A 14003-nucleotide genomic window follows, 5' to 3' on the forward strand; every position below is an offset into this window, starting at 1 on the left:
CATGAGAGCAATAAAAAAGGCGACGGAAAAACCGTCGCCTGGAACATTTGAGATCAGAGGGTTAACAACTTACTGATCGTTTTTAACCAGTCCGTCAAGAAAGCGCTCAGCGTCTAACGCGGCCATACAGCCGGTGCCCGCAGAGGTGATCGCCTGACGATAGATATGGTCCATCACATCGCCTGCCGCAAAGACGCCAGGGATGCTGGTCTGAGTGGCGTTGCCGTGCAGACCTGACTGAACTTTGATGTAACCGTTCTCCAGCGCCAGCTGACCCTCAAAAATGGCCGTATTCGGGCTGTGTCCGATAGCAACAAAAAGACCCGCCACCTCCAGCGCTTCTGTCTCATCACTGTTCTGGGTAGAACGCAGTGTCAGACCGGTGACACCCATCTGATCGCCCACCACTTCTTCCAGCGTGCGATGGGTGTGCAGCACGATATTGCCATTGCGCACTTTTTCCATCAGGCGGTCGATCAGGATCTTCTCTGCGCGGAAGCTGTCACGACGGTGAATAAGGTGCACTTCAGCCGCAATATTCGCCAGGTAGAGCGCCTCTTCCACAGCCGTGTTGCCACCGCCAATCACCGCGACTTTCTGGTTGCGATAGAAGAAGCCGTCACAGGTTGCACAGGCAGAGACGCCTTTGCCTTTAAAGGCCTCTTCGGAAGGCAGACCGAGGTAGCGCGCTGACGCACCGGTGGCGATGATCAGGGCATCTGCCGTGTATTCGCCGCTGTCACCCGTAAGGCGGAACGGACGGTTCTGCAAATCGACGGTGTGAATGTGATCGAAAATGATCTCAGTATTAAATTTTTCGGCATGCTCATGCATCCGCTCCATCAGCGATGGACCTGTCAGATCGTGCGGGTCGCCCGGCCAGTTCTCCACCTCGGTGGTAGTGGTCAGCTGTCCGCCTTTTTCCAGACCCGTAATCAGTACCGGGTTCAGGTTGGCGCGTGCAGCATAAACGGCTGCGGTATAACCCGCTGGGCCGGAGCCCAGAATGAGTAACTTACTGTGTTTGGCCGTACTCATGCGTTCCTCAGTTTCATTCGGCTGACATAGCCTGCGATTGTAGGGAATATCCGGCGACAATGACAAGGCTTAGGCAATTTTGTTAACGATAGCTGCAAACGGCGTAGACGATGAGCGACGGTTTTGCCTGGCCAATGCGCCAAAAGGGGGCAAAACTCGGGTCAGAGGGGTGCAATAGTGGAAAAATAGTCATTTAAAAACAGATACCCAGCGGACTGTCTGGCATCTTGTCCTGAATTTGGTGATTTTACTTTGACAATCGCCTGCGCTTTTGCGAAAACATTATCAGAAGCGAATAACATTTATCGGAACAAAACAGGTTTTCATCGCCCGTTTTGCACGTAACGCCGAATAAAAGCAGCCTGATATGGATAATGACGCATGATGTGGACAGACAACATGCGTCATATCGATAGGTGTCAGAACACAGGCTCTGTTAGCTCACTTCAGAAATGCCCCGAACAATGAGCGTTTTCAGGGCGTGGCAGGTAAAGGGAAGGAATTAAGAGAGACAATAATAATGGTAGACAATAAGAAACGCCCCGGGAAAGACCTCGACAGAATTGACAGGAACATTCTGAATGAACTTCAGAAAGATGGTCGCATTTCAAACGTAGAGCTTTCCAAACGCGTAGGCTTATCGCCTACGCCATGTCTTGAACGCGTGCGTCGTCTCGAACGTCAGGGATTTATTCTTGGCTACACCGCGCAGTTGAACCCGCACTATCTGGATGCGTCGCTGCTGGTGTTCGTTGAGATTACTCTGAATCGTGGTGCACCGGATGTGTTTGAGCAATTTAACGCCGCTGTGCAAAAACTTGAGGAAACTCAAGAGTGTCACCTCGTTTCCGGCGATTTCGACTACCTGCTGAAAACGCGCGTACCTGATATGTCAGCCTACCGTAAGCTGCTGGGTGAAACCCTGTTGCGCCTGCCGGGCGTAAACGACACGCGTACGTATGTGGTGATGGAAGAGGTTAAACAGAGCAATCGACTGGTGATCAAAACTCGCTGATGCGGGGCAGGTGCAAAACCTGTGAGATTTCGGTACACTCCTGTGCATTCATACAGGATCAGCGTCGGGCTCGCCCGGCGCTGTTGCTTCTTACTTTACAGGCACCTGGAGAGTCCTCTTGAGCCAGGAATATACAGAAGATAAAGACGTTTCGTTACAATCGATGAGCAGTGGACGTCGTCTGCTGGAAGCAATGCTCATTCTGGTGGCGCTGTTTGCCATCTACCTGATGGTTTCTCTGGTCAGTTTTAACCCTTCCGACCCGAGCTGGTCGCAAACGGCCTGGCATGAACCTATCCACAATATCGGCGGCAGCGTCGGTGCCTGGCTGGCTGACACCTTACTCTTCATTTTTGGTGTGATGGCGTATGCCATTCCGCCCGTCATCCTGGGTCTGTGCTGGATTGCTTTCCGTCAGCGCGACAGCCAGGACTACTTTGACTACTTTGCCGTCGGGCTGCGCTTAATTGGCGTCCTCGCGCTGGTGGTGACGACCTGTGGTATGGCGGCACTGAACGCCGATGATATCTGGTACTTTGCCTCGGGCGGCGTGATCGGCAGCCTGGTCAGTAATGCTATTGCACCCTGGTTCAGTCCGGCTGGCGGCACGCTGATGCTGCTCTGCGTCTGGGCGGCGGGTATTACCCTTTACACCGGCTGGTCATGGCTCACCATTGCAGAAAGAATTGGTGGCGTAGTCATGGGCGTACTGACGTTTGCCAGCAACCGCTCACGTCACGATGAACCCTGGCAGGAAGAGGATGACGAGCGGGACGCGCGTGAATACGCGGATGTGCCTGAGCTTCATGCCGCCGATCAGGATGATGATGTGCTGCTTTCTGCCCCACGTGCAGCTGCTGAGCCTGCGGCGTCACAACAGGATCCGCTGCTGGCTAAAGCTGCAGCAGCCACCAGTGCGGCAGTCGCGGCCACCGCTGAAGCCGCCGAGGTGACCCTCGCCCCTGCAGCCACGGTGACGCCAGCATCTGTCGCTGCACCTGCTGCTCCGGTTACAGCTTCGGCGCCTGCCGCGTCAGCGACATCCATCCCTGCATCGCCGTCTGCACAACCTGCGCCTGCGTACGCACAGAGCGCGCCAGCTCCGCAGAGTGTGGCGAATTCCCCGACGCCGCCGCAGAGTGCTTCTGCACCCGCAGACTCACCACCGCTTTATCATTTTGAAATGCCAGACGACGCTCCGGCTACGCCGTCGTTCAGTGCTTACGACGATGATGAACCTAAAATGGGTAACTGGCGGGATACGTCAGCCATCCCTGCGGCATCGGCGGCAGCGGCATCCGCTGCAACGGCAGCCCAGGCAACAACGCGTACTGCGCCTGTTTTTGATTTAGCCCCTGAAACCAATCTCAATCCGCAGGTTAAACAAGGTATCGGCCCGGCACTGCCGCGTCCTAAGCCGGTAAAACTGCCAACCCGTCGTGAGCTGGCCTCTTATGGCATTAAGCTGCCTTCTCAGCGCATGGCAGAAGAGAAAGCGAAAACGGAAGAGACCGAACCGGTTAGTGCTGGCTCCGTTTCCTCTGCTCCGGATGCTGAAGAGGCGCTGCAGCAGGCTGAACTGCGACAGGCTTTCCAGTCTGAACAGCAGCAGCGTTACGGCACCAGCTGGCAGCAGGACGAGGAAGATGAACAGGATGCACAGCAGCAGGATGCACTGGCGCGTCAGTTCGTCGAGCAGCAACAGCAGCGCTATGAGCCAGAAGTGAAAAAAGAGCCGGTATTTAATATTGATACCGCCTCAGCGTTTGATTTTTCACCGATGAAAGATCTGGTAGATGACGGTCCTTCTGAACCGCTGTTTACCATTGCGGCGACGCCAGAACCTGAAGCCCCGGCGGTTTCGCACGAACCCTGGCAGCAGGTGAGTGAGGTTTCAAGACCTCAGGCTCCGGCTCATGTTCCTGCACCAGCCAGCTTTGCCCCGGCAGAACCTGCCTATAGCGCGCCGGCTGCACCGTCTGAACCTGACTATGCTGCGCCTGCGGCAACCTCTGCGCCCGCTTATAGTGCCCCTGCGGCTCCTCAGGCTCCGGCGTACGCTGCGCCTGCCTATGGCACGCCAGCGGCAGCGCCGCTTCAGCCGGTGGAAGAGGCGAAACCTTCACTGCATGACAGCCTGATTCATCCTTTCCTGATGCGCCATGAGCAGCCGCTGGAGAAACCTTCCACGCCACTGCCTTCGCTGGATCTGCTGACCGCACCGCCTGAAGAGGAAGAACCGGTTGATATGTTCTCGCTGGAGCAGACTGCCCGTCTGGTGGAGTCGCGCTTAGGCGATTATCGCGTCAAAGCGGAGGTGGTCGGTATCTCGCCTGGCCCGGTTATTACCCGGTTCGAACTTGACCTGGCACCGGGCGTTAAAGCGGCGCGTATCTCCAACCTGTCCCGCGATCTGGCGCGTTCGCTGTCGACGGTAGCGGTTCGTGTGGTGGAAGTGATCCCAGGCAAACCCTACGTAGGTCTGGAACTGCCAAACAAGCATCGTCAGACCGTCTATCTGCGTGAAGTGCTTGATTGCCCTAAATTCCGCGACAACCCTTCACCGCTGGCCGTCGTGCTGGGCAAAGACATTGCCGGTCAGCCGGTGGTGGCCGATCTGGCGAAAATGCCACACTTACTGGTCGCCGGTACCACCGGTTCCGGTAAATCTGTGGGCGTGAACGCCATGATTATCAGCATGCTGTATAAGGCGACGCCGGAAGAAGTTCGCTTCATCATGATCGACCCGAAAATGCTTGAGCTGTCGGTCTATGAAGGTATTCCGCATCTGCTGACCGAAGTTGTCACAGACATGAAGGATGCTGCCAATGCGCTGCGCTGGAGCGTCGGTGAAATGGAGCGTCGCTACAAGCTGATGTCGGCGCTGGGCGTGCGTAATCTGGCGGGCTACAACGAAAAAGTGGAACAGGCCGAAGCGATGGGTCGTCCGATTCCCGATCCGTTCTGGAAGCCGGGCGACAGCATGGATATGACGCCGCCGGTTCTGGAGAAGCTGCCTTACATTGTTGTGATGGTCGATGAGTTTGCTGACCTGATCATGGCAGTCGGTAAAAAGGTGGAAGAGCTGATTGCCCGCCTGGCACAGAAAGCCCGTGCTGCCGGCATCCATCTGGTACTGGCGACACAGCGTCCATCTGTGGATGTCATTACCGGCCTGATCAAAGCGAACATTCCGACGCGTATCGCCTTTACCGTTTCCAGCAAAATTGACTCACGTACCATTCTCGATCAGGGCGGTGCGGAGTCACTGCTGGGTATGGGTGACATGCTCTACATGCCGCCGAACTCCTCGCTGCCGATTCGTGTTCACGGTGCGTTTGTTCGTGACCAGGAAGTGCATGCAGTGGTTCAGGACTGGAAAGCGCGTGGTCGTCCGCAATATATCGACAGCATTACGGCGGGCGAAGAGAGCGAAAATGCCGGTGGCATCGACAGTGATGAAGAGCTCGATCCGCTGTTCGATCAGGCGGTCGGTTTTGTGGTCGATAAGCGCCGTGCGTCGATTTCAGGCGTTCAGCGTCAGTTCCGCATCGGCTATAACCGCGCGGCACGTATCATTGAACAGATGGAAGCGCAGGGCATCGTTTCTGCACCAGGACACAATGGTAACCGTGAAGTGCTGTCGCCACCGCCACACGATATGTAGTGGCTAAATGTTTTGAAACACAACGCAATGAGCCAGTTCCGACTGGCTCATTGTTTTTATGCGGTTAAACCCCATATCTGAATCAGCTTTCGGTTTTTTCCTCTGTTCTGATGGCGGAACGGCGGCCAGGCTTAATGCAGTTATCGATGGGAACGTTTAAATAAGGAATTGAAGCAGATGAAATTACGCGTAATCGCTCTGGGCCTGTTGGCCACCTTTTCTTCAGCCAGCGTTCTGGCTGATGCTTCCAGTGATCTGCAACAGCGCCTGAACAAGGTCAGCAGCTTCCACGCCAGCTTCACCCAAAAAGTGACCGACAGCAGCGGCGCGAATGTGCAGGACGGCGAAGGCGAATTGTGGGTAAAACGTCCCAGCCTGTTTAACTGGCACATGACCGCGCCGGACGAAAGCATCATCATCTCCGACGGTAAATCGCTGTGGTTCTACAACCCGTTTGTTGAGCAGGCGACAGTCAGCCTGTTGCAGAATGCGACCAGCAACACGCCCTTTATGCTGATTGCCCGCAACCAGTCAAATGACTGGAAGCAGTACAATATCAAACAGCAGGGTGACAATTTTGAACTGACACCTAAGAACAGCGACGGCAACCTTAAACAGTTCACCATCCAGGTGACGTCCAGCGGGACCATCAACCGCTTCAGTGCTATCGAGCAGGATGGCCAGCGCAGCGATTACCAGCTGAAAAGCCAGCAGAATGGCGCTATCAGCCCGGATAAATTCACGTTCACACCGCCAAAAGGCGTGACGGTGGACGACCAACGTCAGTGAGGTCACGGTGAGTAACCTGTCCCTGGATTTTTCCACCGAAAATTTCAAACCTCTGGCCGCGCGTATGCGGCCAGAAACATTGAAACAGTACATTGGTCAGCAACATCTGCTGGGCGCAGGCAAACCTCTGCCGCGCGCGATTGAAGCAGGGCACCTGCATTCAATGATCCTGTGGGGACCTCCCGGGACCGGCAAGACCACGCTGGCTGAGATCATTGCCCATTACGGTAACGCCGATGTGGAACGTATTTCGGCCGTCACCTCCGGCGTAAAAGAGATCCGTGAGGCGATTGAGCGGGCCCGTCAGAATAAACATGCCGGGCGGCGCACGATCCTGTTTGTGGACGAGGTCCATCGGTTCAACAAGAGCCAGCAGGATGCCTTTCTGCCCCATATCGAAGATGGCACCATTACCTTTATTGGTGCGACCACCGAAAACCCCTCTTTTGAACTTAACTCTGCGTTGTTGTCACGCGCCCGCGTTTACCTGCTGAAATCACTAACCCTGGAAGATATTGAGCAGGTGCTGGATCAGGCGATGCAGGATAAAGCGCGAGGTTATGGGGACAGTGACATCGTGCTGCCGGACAACACACGCAGGATGATCGCTGAACTGGTTAATGGTGATGCACGTCGGGCGCTGAACACGCTGGAGATGATGGCTGATATGGCCGAAATCACCGCATCAGGTCAGCGAGAACTGACGCCGCAGCTGCTTAACGAAGTCTCTGGTGAGCGATCCGCGCGGTTTGATAATAAAGGCGATCGTTTTTACGATCTGATTTCTGCACTGCACAAATCGGTACGCGGCTCCGCACCGGATGCGGCGCTCTACTGGTATGCGCGCATTATCACTGCGGGCGGCGATCCGCTCTATGTGGCTCGTCGGTTGCTGGCAATCGCCTCCGAAGATGTCGGCAACGCCGATCCGCGCGGTATGCAGGTGGCGATTGCGGCCTGGGATTGCTTTACGCGCGTCGGTCCGGCAGAAGGGGAGCGTGCGATTGCCCAGGCCATTGTTTATCTGGCTTGCGCGCCTAAAAGTAATGCGGTCTACAACGCGTTTAAAGCCGCAATGCGTGATGCGCGCGACCATCCCGATTACGATGTGCCGGAACATCTGCGCAATGCCCCGACTAAGCTGATGAAAGAGATGGGCCTGGGTAAAGAGTACCGTTATGCCCATGATGAAACCAACGCCTATGCTGCTGGTGAAGTCTATTTTCCGCAGGAACTGGCCAGCGCGCGCTATTACACCCCAACCCAGCGCGGGCTTGAAGGCAAGATTGGTGAAAAGCTAAGCTGGCTGGCCGAGCAGGATCAAAATAGCCCGACAAAACGCTACCGCTGAAACAGACGTTACGGTAATGTGGGCAATGTTTTCAACGCATTCCGCTGGAATGCGTCCCTTCTTTCAACCAACTTTTTATACACAGGATAAGCATGCTCGATCCCAATCTGCTGCGTAACGAGCCAGACGCAGTCGCAGAAAAACTGGCACGCCGGGGATACAAACTGGATGTGGAAACGCTGCGTTCGCTTGAAGAGCGTCGCAAAGTGCTGCAGGTGGAAACAGAAAATCTGCAGGCAGAGCGTAACTCCCGATCCAAATCCATCGGTCAGGCCAAAGCACGTGGGGAAGATATCGAGCCGCTGCGTCAGGAAGTGAACGCGCTGGGCGAACGCCTGGATGCCGCAAAAGCAGAACTGGATGAACTGCAGAATCAAATCCGTGACTTCTCACTGGCACTGCCGAACATTCCGGCCGATGAAGTGCCGCTGGGCAAAGATGACAGCGAAAATCAGGAAGTGAGCCGCTGGGGTACCCCGCGCGAGTTCAGCTTCCCGGTTAAAGATCACGTTGAGCTGGGTGAAGCGGCTAAAGGCCTGGATTTTGCGTCTGCCGTGAAACTGACCGGTTCACGCTTTGTGGTCATGCAGGGGCAAATTGCCCGCCTGCACCGTGCACTGAGTCAGTTTATGATTGACCTGCACACCGAGCAGCATGGCTACCTTGAAACCTACGTGCCTTATCTGGTTAACCACGAAACGCTTTACGGTACCGGACAGCTGCCTAAGTTTGGCGAAGACCTGTTCCACACCCGTCCGCTGGAAGAGGAGTCAGACAGCAGCAACTATGCGTTGATTCCTACTGCAGAAGTGCCGCTGACTAACCTGGTGCGCGATGAGATCCTCGAAGAGGATAGCCTGCCGGTTAAACTGACTGCGCATACGCCGTGCTTCCGTTCTGAAGCGGGTTCTTACGGTCGTGACACGCGTGGCCTGATCCGTATGCACCAGTTCGACAAAGTTGAAATGGTGCAGATCGTCACGCCGGAGCAGTCAATGGATGCACTGGAAGAGCTGACCGGTCACGCTGAGAAAGTGCTGCAGCTGCTGAACCTGCCATATCGTAAGGTTTTACTCTGCACCGGCGATATGGGCTTTGGATCGACTAAAACTTACGATCTGGAAGTCTGGCTACCGGCGCAGAATACCTATCGTGAAATTTCATCCTGTTCCAACATGGGTGATTTCCAGGCGCGTCGTATGCAGGCGCGTTGCCGCAACAAACAGGATAAGAAACCGCGTCTGGTTCATACCCTGAATGGCTCAGGGCTGGCCGTAGGCCGTACCCTGGTGGCGGTGCTGGAAAATTATCAGCAGGAAGATGGCCGCATCACTGTGCCTGAGGTTTTACGCCCCTATATGAATGGCGTCGAAATTATCGGCTAAGCAACAGTAACTCTCTGAACCCGGCCATGGCCGGGTTTTTTTATGTTATTGCTCCGGAAAAACTGTTCTGTCAGGCCTCATTTTAATCACAAATAAACGTTATCGATACCAGCCAGGCCGGAATGGCTAAAAACCTAATTTTTCATAGAGATAGCATTTAGCGACCTGCCGCTTCTTACGATTGTAACCCACTGAAGATTAGTAAATTAAATTGTCGCACAGCAAAATGTGCTGCCGTTAAAATTCGCCCATTGACTTTAAAAAGGCCAGTGGCAAACTGCGCGCAATTTCCTTCATTTGCTCTGGTTTCTATCCCCTATGTCAACCTGGTCACGCCCCGTGATATTGCTGCTTTGCGGCCTGATGTTAATGACTGTCGCAATCGCCGTGCTGAATACGCTCGTTCCACTGTGGCTGACGCATGACTTACTGACAACCTGGCAGGTGGGCATCGTAAGCTCCTCCTATTACACCGGTAACCTCGCAGGGACTCTGCTGGCTGGCTGGTTAATCAGGCATTACGGCTTCAACCGCAGCTACTACCTGGCTACCTTGATGTTTGCCGTCGCGACCCTGTGCCTGGCGATGATGTCGGGTTTCTGGGCATGGAGTTCAATGCGTTTCATCGCCGGTGTCGGCTGTGCGCTGATGTGGGTGGTGGTCGAGAGCGCACTTCTGTGCAGCGGAACGGTACGTAATCGGGGACAGCTGCTGGCGGCCTATATGGTTGTCTATTACATCGGCACCGTGACAGGCCAGTTGCTGGTCAGCAAACTGTCTACGGAATTACTCAGCGTGATTCCGTGGGTGACGTCGCTGGTCTTCTGCGCCGTGCTGCCACTGGTCTTTACTCGCGTCTCCGCCAGCGGTGAAGCGACAGAAGCCGCTCCGGCCCGCATCTGGCCGATGCTGCGTCGCCGTAGCTCACGTCTGGGCATCAATGGCTGCATTATCTCTGGCATCCTTCTGGGCTCGCTTTATGGCCTGATGCCGCTTTACCTGTCACATCAGGGAATGAGTGATGCCAATGTGGGTTACTGGATGGCGTTGCTGGTCAGCGCAGGCATTGTGGGCCAGTGGCCAATTGGCCGTCTGGCCGATCGTTTTGGTCGCATGCTGGTGCTGCGAGTTCAGGTCTTTGTGGTTATCCTGGGTGCGATGGCCATGTTAACCAATGCCGCGATGGCGCCAGCGCTGTTTGTTCTGGGACTGGCAGGCTTCACACTCTATCCGGTGGCGATGTCCTGGGCTTGCGAGACGGTCGCACATCATGAACTGGTAGCGATGAATCAGGCACTGCTGATGAGTTATACCGTGGGCAGTCTGGCTGGACCGGCAATGACCTCTGTTCTGATGCAGAATTATTCTGACCAGCTACTGTTCGTGATGATCGCTGCTGTGGCGCTGATTTATCTGGTGATGCTGCTGCGCAAAGCGAATCATCAGGCTACGCCAGTGGCACATGCCTGATCGCTGAACAGCAAAAAGGGAGCGTTAAGCTCCCTTTTTTTGTGGCAGATTCTTCAGTACATCACTTCGTGGCCATAGCTGGCGAGAATGTTTTTCACGCGATCCATTGTCTCTTTGCTCGGTGGCTTCACCCCGTCCAGCTTGTACTCTTCACCCATCGCAATCCATTTATGCTTACCCAGCTCATGATAGGGCAGCAATTCAATCTTCTCAACGTTCTCCATGTCACGCGTGAATTCACCCAAGCGATGCGCGGTGTCATCATCGTCGGAATAGCCGGGCACCACGACAAAACGGATCCATGTCCGTTTGCCTTTTTTCTGCAGGTAACGGGCAAAGTCCAGCGTACGGTGATTGGAGACACCCACCAGAATCTGATGCACGTCGTCATTCATCTGTTTCAGGTCGAGCATCACTAAGTCGGTAACGTCGAGCAGTTCATCGATCACCGGATCATAGCGGCGTACGAAGCCGTTGGTGTCGAGACAGGTATGAATACCTTCGGCCTTGCAGGCACGGAACCAGTCGCGCACAAATTCAGCCTGGAGAATGGCTTCACCGCCTGAGGCCGTGACGCCGCCACCAGAGGCGTTCATAAAATGGCGATAGGAGAGTACATCCGCCATCAGCGCTTCGACGCTGATCTCTTTGCCACCGTGAGTATCCCAGGTGTCGCGGTTGTGACAGTAGAGGCAGCGCATCAGGCAGCCCTGGAAGAAGGTGATAAAACGGATACCGGGACCATCGACGGTGCCGCAGGATTCAAATGAGTGGATACGACCGTTAACTGACATTGCGATGTTTTCTCCAGTAAGTCTGCCGGGACAGACGGCGCAATCTCTGTTGCGCTCAGGGCAGGAAATCGATTCTGGTGGGAACCTTGATGGAGATGACCACCAGAACAGACTTTTAATTAAAAGGCTCCGCGAGGAGCCTTTTTTATCAGGTAGAGCAGTAATTACAGTGACTTAGTGAAGGTTCGGGTAATCACATCCTGCTGCTGCTCTTTAGTCAGTGAGTTAAAGCGCACAGCGTAACCGGAAACGCGAATGGTCAGTTGCGGATATTTCTCTGGATGTTCCATCGCATCCAGCAGCATTTCACGGTTCATAACGTTAACGTTGAGGTGCTGACCGCCTTCGATGCTGGCTTCGTGATGGAAGTAACCATCCATCAGACCGGCAAGGTTGGTTTTCCGCACGTTATCATCTTTACCCAGCGCGTTTGGTACGATTGAGAAGGTATAGGAGATACCATCTTTTGCGTAGGCAAACGGCAGTTTCGCGACGGAAGTCAGCGAGGCAACTGCACCTTTCTGGTCACGACCATGCATCGGGTTAGCACCTGGTCCAAACGGCGCGCCAGCGCGACGTCCATCTGGTGTGTTACCGGTTTTCTTACCATATACCACGTTCGAAGTAATGGTCAGAACAGACTGCGTCGGCACGGCATTACGATAGGTGTTCAGCTGCTGAATTTTCTTCATGAAGCGTTCAACCAGATCGCAGGCCAGGTCATCTACCCGTGAGTCGTTGTTACCGAACTGCGGATATTCGCCTTCAATATCGAAGTCGATGGCCAGACCATCTTCGTCACGAATTGGTTTCACTTTGGCATATTTAATGGCAGAAAGTGAATCCGCAGCGACGGAGAGACCCGCGATACCACAGGCCATGGTGCGGTAGACATCCCGATCATGTAAGGCCATCAGCGCCGCTTCGTAGCTGTATTTATCATGCATGTAGTGAATGATGTTTAGCGAAGTCACATACTGTTTTGCCAGCCAGTCCATGAAGTGATCCATACGCTCCATGACGGTGTCGAAATCCAGTACGTCGTCGCTGATTTTGTCGCCTTTCGGTCCAACCTGCATTTTCAGCTTTTCATCCACGCCGCCGTTGATTGCGTAGAGCAGCGTTTTCGCCAGGTTGGCACGTGCGCCAAAGAACTGCATTTGTTTGCCGACAATCATCGGGCTCACGCAGCAGGCGATTGCGTAGTCATCATTGTCGAAATCAGCACGCATCAGGTCATCGTTCTCATACTGCAAAGATGAGGTATCGATAGAGACCTTAGCGGCATATTTTTTGAAATTAATCGGCAGTTTTTCTGACCACAGGATGGTCATGTTCGGCTCAGGTGAAGGACCCATGGTGTAGAGGGTATTCAGGAAGCGGAACGTACTTTTTGAGACCAGGGTACGGCCATCAACGCCCATACCTGCCAGTGATTCCGTTGCCCAGATTGGGTCACCTGAGAACAGCTCATCATATTCAGGTGTGCGCAGGAAGCGAACCATGCGCAGTTTCATCACCAGATGGTCAATCAGTTCCTGTGCCTGCTCTTCAGTCAGTTTACCGGCTTTAAGGTCACGTTCGATGTAAACATCAAGGAAGGTTGAGACGCGGCCAAATGACATGGCAGCACCGTTTTGTGATTTAACTGCAGCCAGGTAGCCATAGTAAGTCCACTGTACTGCTTCAACCGCATTGGTAGCCGGACCGGAGATGTCATGGCCATATTTTGCTGCCATCTCTTTAATCTGGGCCAGCGCATGATGCTGGTCAGAAATCTCTTCACGCAGACGAATAGTCGCTTCCAGATTAACGCCATTCTCTAAATCTTCCTGCAGTGAGGCGAACTGAGCGAATTTATCCGCCATCAGGAAATCGATGCCGTACAGCGCCACACGACGATAGTCACCGATAATACGGCCACGGCCATAAGCATCAGGAAGGCCGGTCAGGATTCCTGATTTACGGCAACGCAGAATGTCCGGGGTATAAACATCGAACACGCCCTGGTTGTGCGTTTTGCGATATTCGGTGAAGATTTTTTTCAGTGAAGGGTCGAGTTCACGGCCATACACTTTGCATGACCCTTCGACCATTTTGATGCCGCCATAAGGAATGATGGCGCGTTTTAATGGCGCTTCGGTCTGCAGACCAACAATTTTTTCCAGTGGCTTAATGATGTAACCCGCGTCGTGCGAGGTAATGGTTGAGGCGAGATCGGTGTCGAAGTCGACTGGCGCGTGGGTGCGGTTCTCAATTTTGATGCCTTCCAGCACGCTTTCCCACAGTTTGGTGGTCGCTTCGGTGGCACCCGCCAGGAATGACTCGTCACCTTCATATGGGGTGTAGTTTTTCTGAATGAAGTCGCGCACATTGACGCTATTCTGCCATTCGCCTTCAGCAAATCCTTCCCATGCTGAAGCCAGTTTTGCATTAAGTTCGGTCATAATATACCTGCCTTATATGAGGAGACTTTACGGTCGGGCACAGCCAA

General features: G+C 54.1%; 9 protein-coding genes. 6 read left to right on the plus strand and 3 right to left on the minus strand.

The genetic code is table 11. The annotated features are described in order from the left end of the window. Nucleotides 1-69: 69 nt before the first annotated feature. Nucleotides 70-1038 (minus strand): thioredoxin-disulfide reductase, encoded by a 969-nt coding sequence (gene trxB, locus NR201_RS05045; protein WP_003849329.1) that lies wholly within the window; start codon nucleotides 1036-1038, stop codon nucleotides 70-72. Between the two features lie 520 nt (nucleotides 1039-1558). Here trxB and lrp point away from each other — a divergent pair. From lrp to NR201_RS05075, 6 genes are all read left to right on the plus strand, one after another. Continuing rightward, nucleotides 1559-2053: a leucine-responsive transcriptional regulator Lrp gene (gene lrp / locus NR201_RS05050; protein WP_006118610.1), complete on the plus strand. Its 495-nt coding sequence runs from the start codon at nucleotides 1559-1561 to the stop codon at nucleotides 2051-2053. A 118-nt stretch (nucleotides 2054-2171) separates the two neighbouring features. Next, nucleotides 2172-5720 carry a DNA translocase FtsK 4TM domain-containing protein gene (locus tag NR201_RS05055; RefSeq protein WP_250488703.1) on the plus strand — a complete coding sequence of 1183 codons (3549 nt, stop codon included), beginning with the start codon at nucleotides 2172-2174 and terminating at the stop codon, nucleotides 5718-5720. 177 nt (nucleotides 5721-5897) lie between these two features. After that, nucleotides 5898-6509 carry an outer membrane lipoprotein chaperone LolA gene (gene lolA, locus NR201_RS05060; protein WP_003849334.1) on the plus strand — a complete coding sequence of 204 codons (612 nt, stop codon included), beginning with the start codon at nucleotides 5898-5900 and terminating at the stop codon, nucleotides 6507-6509. A 7-nt stretch (nucleotides 6510-6516) separates the two neighbouring features. Beyond that, the gene (locus NR201_RS05065) at nucleotides 6517-7860 is read left to right on the plus strand and encodes a replication-associated recombination protein A (protein ID WP_033757131.1); all 1344 of its coding nucleotides are present in this window, start codon (nucleotides 6517-6519) and stop codon (nucleotides 7858-7860) included. Nucleotides 7861-7952: 92 nt separating this feature from the next. Continuing rightward, nucleotides 7953-9245 carry a serine--tRNA ligase gene (gene serS / locus NR201_RS05070; protein WP_010254930.1) on the plus strand — a complete coding sequence of 431 codons (1293 nt, stop codon included), beginning with the start codon at nucleotides 7953-7955 and terminating at the stop codon, nucleotides 9243-9245. A 318-nt stretch (nucleotides 9246-9563) separates the two neighbouring features. Then, on the plus strand, nucleotides 9564-10715 hold the full coding sequence (locus NR201_RS05075; RefSeq protein WP_010254932.1) for an MFS transporter: 1152 nt from the start codon (nucleotides 9564-9566) through the stop codon (nucleotides 10713-10715). 53 nt (nucleotides 10716-10768) lie between these two features. Here the strand turns inward: NR201_RS05075 and pflA are convergent, their stop codons facing one another. Both pflA and pflB read right to left on the minus strand, forming a co-directional pair. Next, entirely contained in the window at nucleotides 10769-11509 is a 741-nt protein-coding gene (gene pflA / locus NR201_RS05080; protein ID WP_010669755.1) for a pyruvate formate lyase 1-activating protein, read from the minus strand. 164 nt (nucleotides 11510-11673) lie between these two features. Continuing rightward, nucleotides 11674-13956: a formate C-acetyltransferase gene (gene pflB, locus NR201_RS05085; protein WP_010254936.1), complete on the minus strand. Its 2283-nt coding sequence runs from the start codon at nucleotides 13954-13956 to the stop codon at nucleotides 11674-11676. Nucleotides 13957-14003 lie beyond the last annotated feature (47 nt).

Source organism: Pantoea sp. Fr-CA_6 (genome assembly GCF_024520895.1).
Lineage (GTDB): Bacteria > Pseudomonadota > Gammaproteobacteria > Enterobacterales > Enterobacteriaceae > Pantoea > Pantoea agglomerans.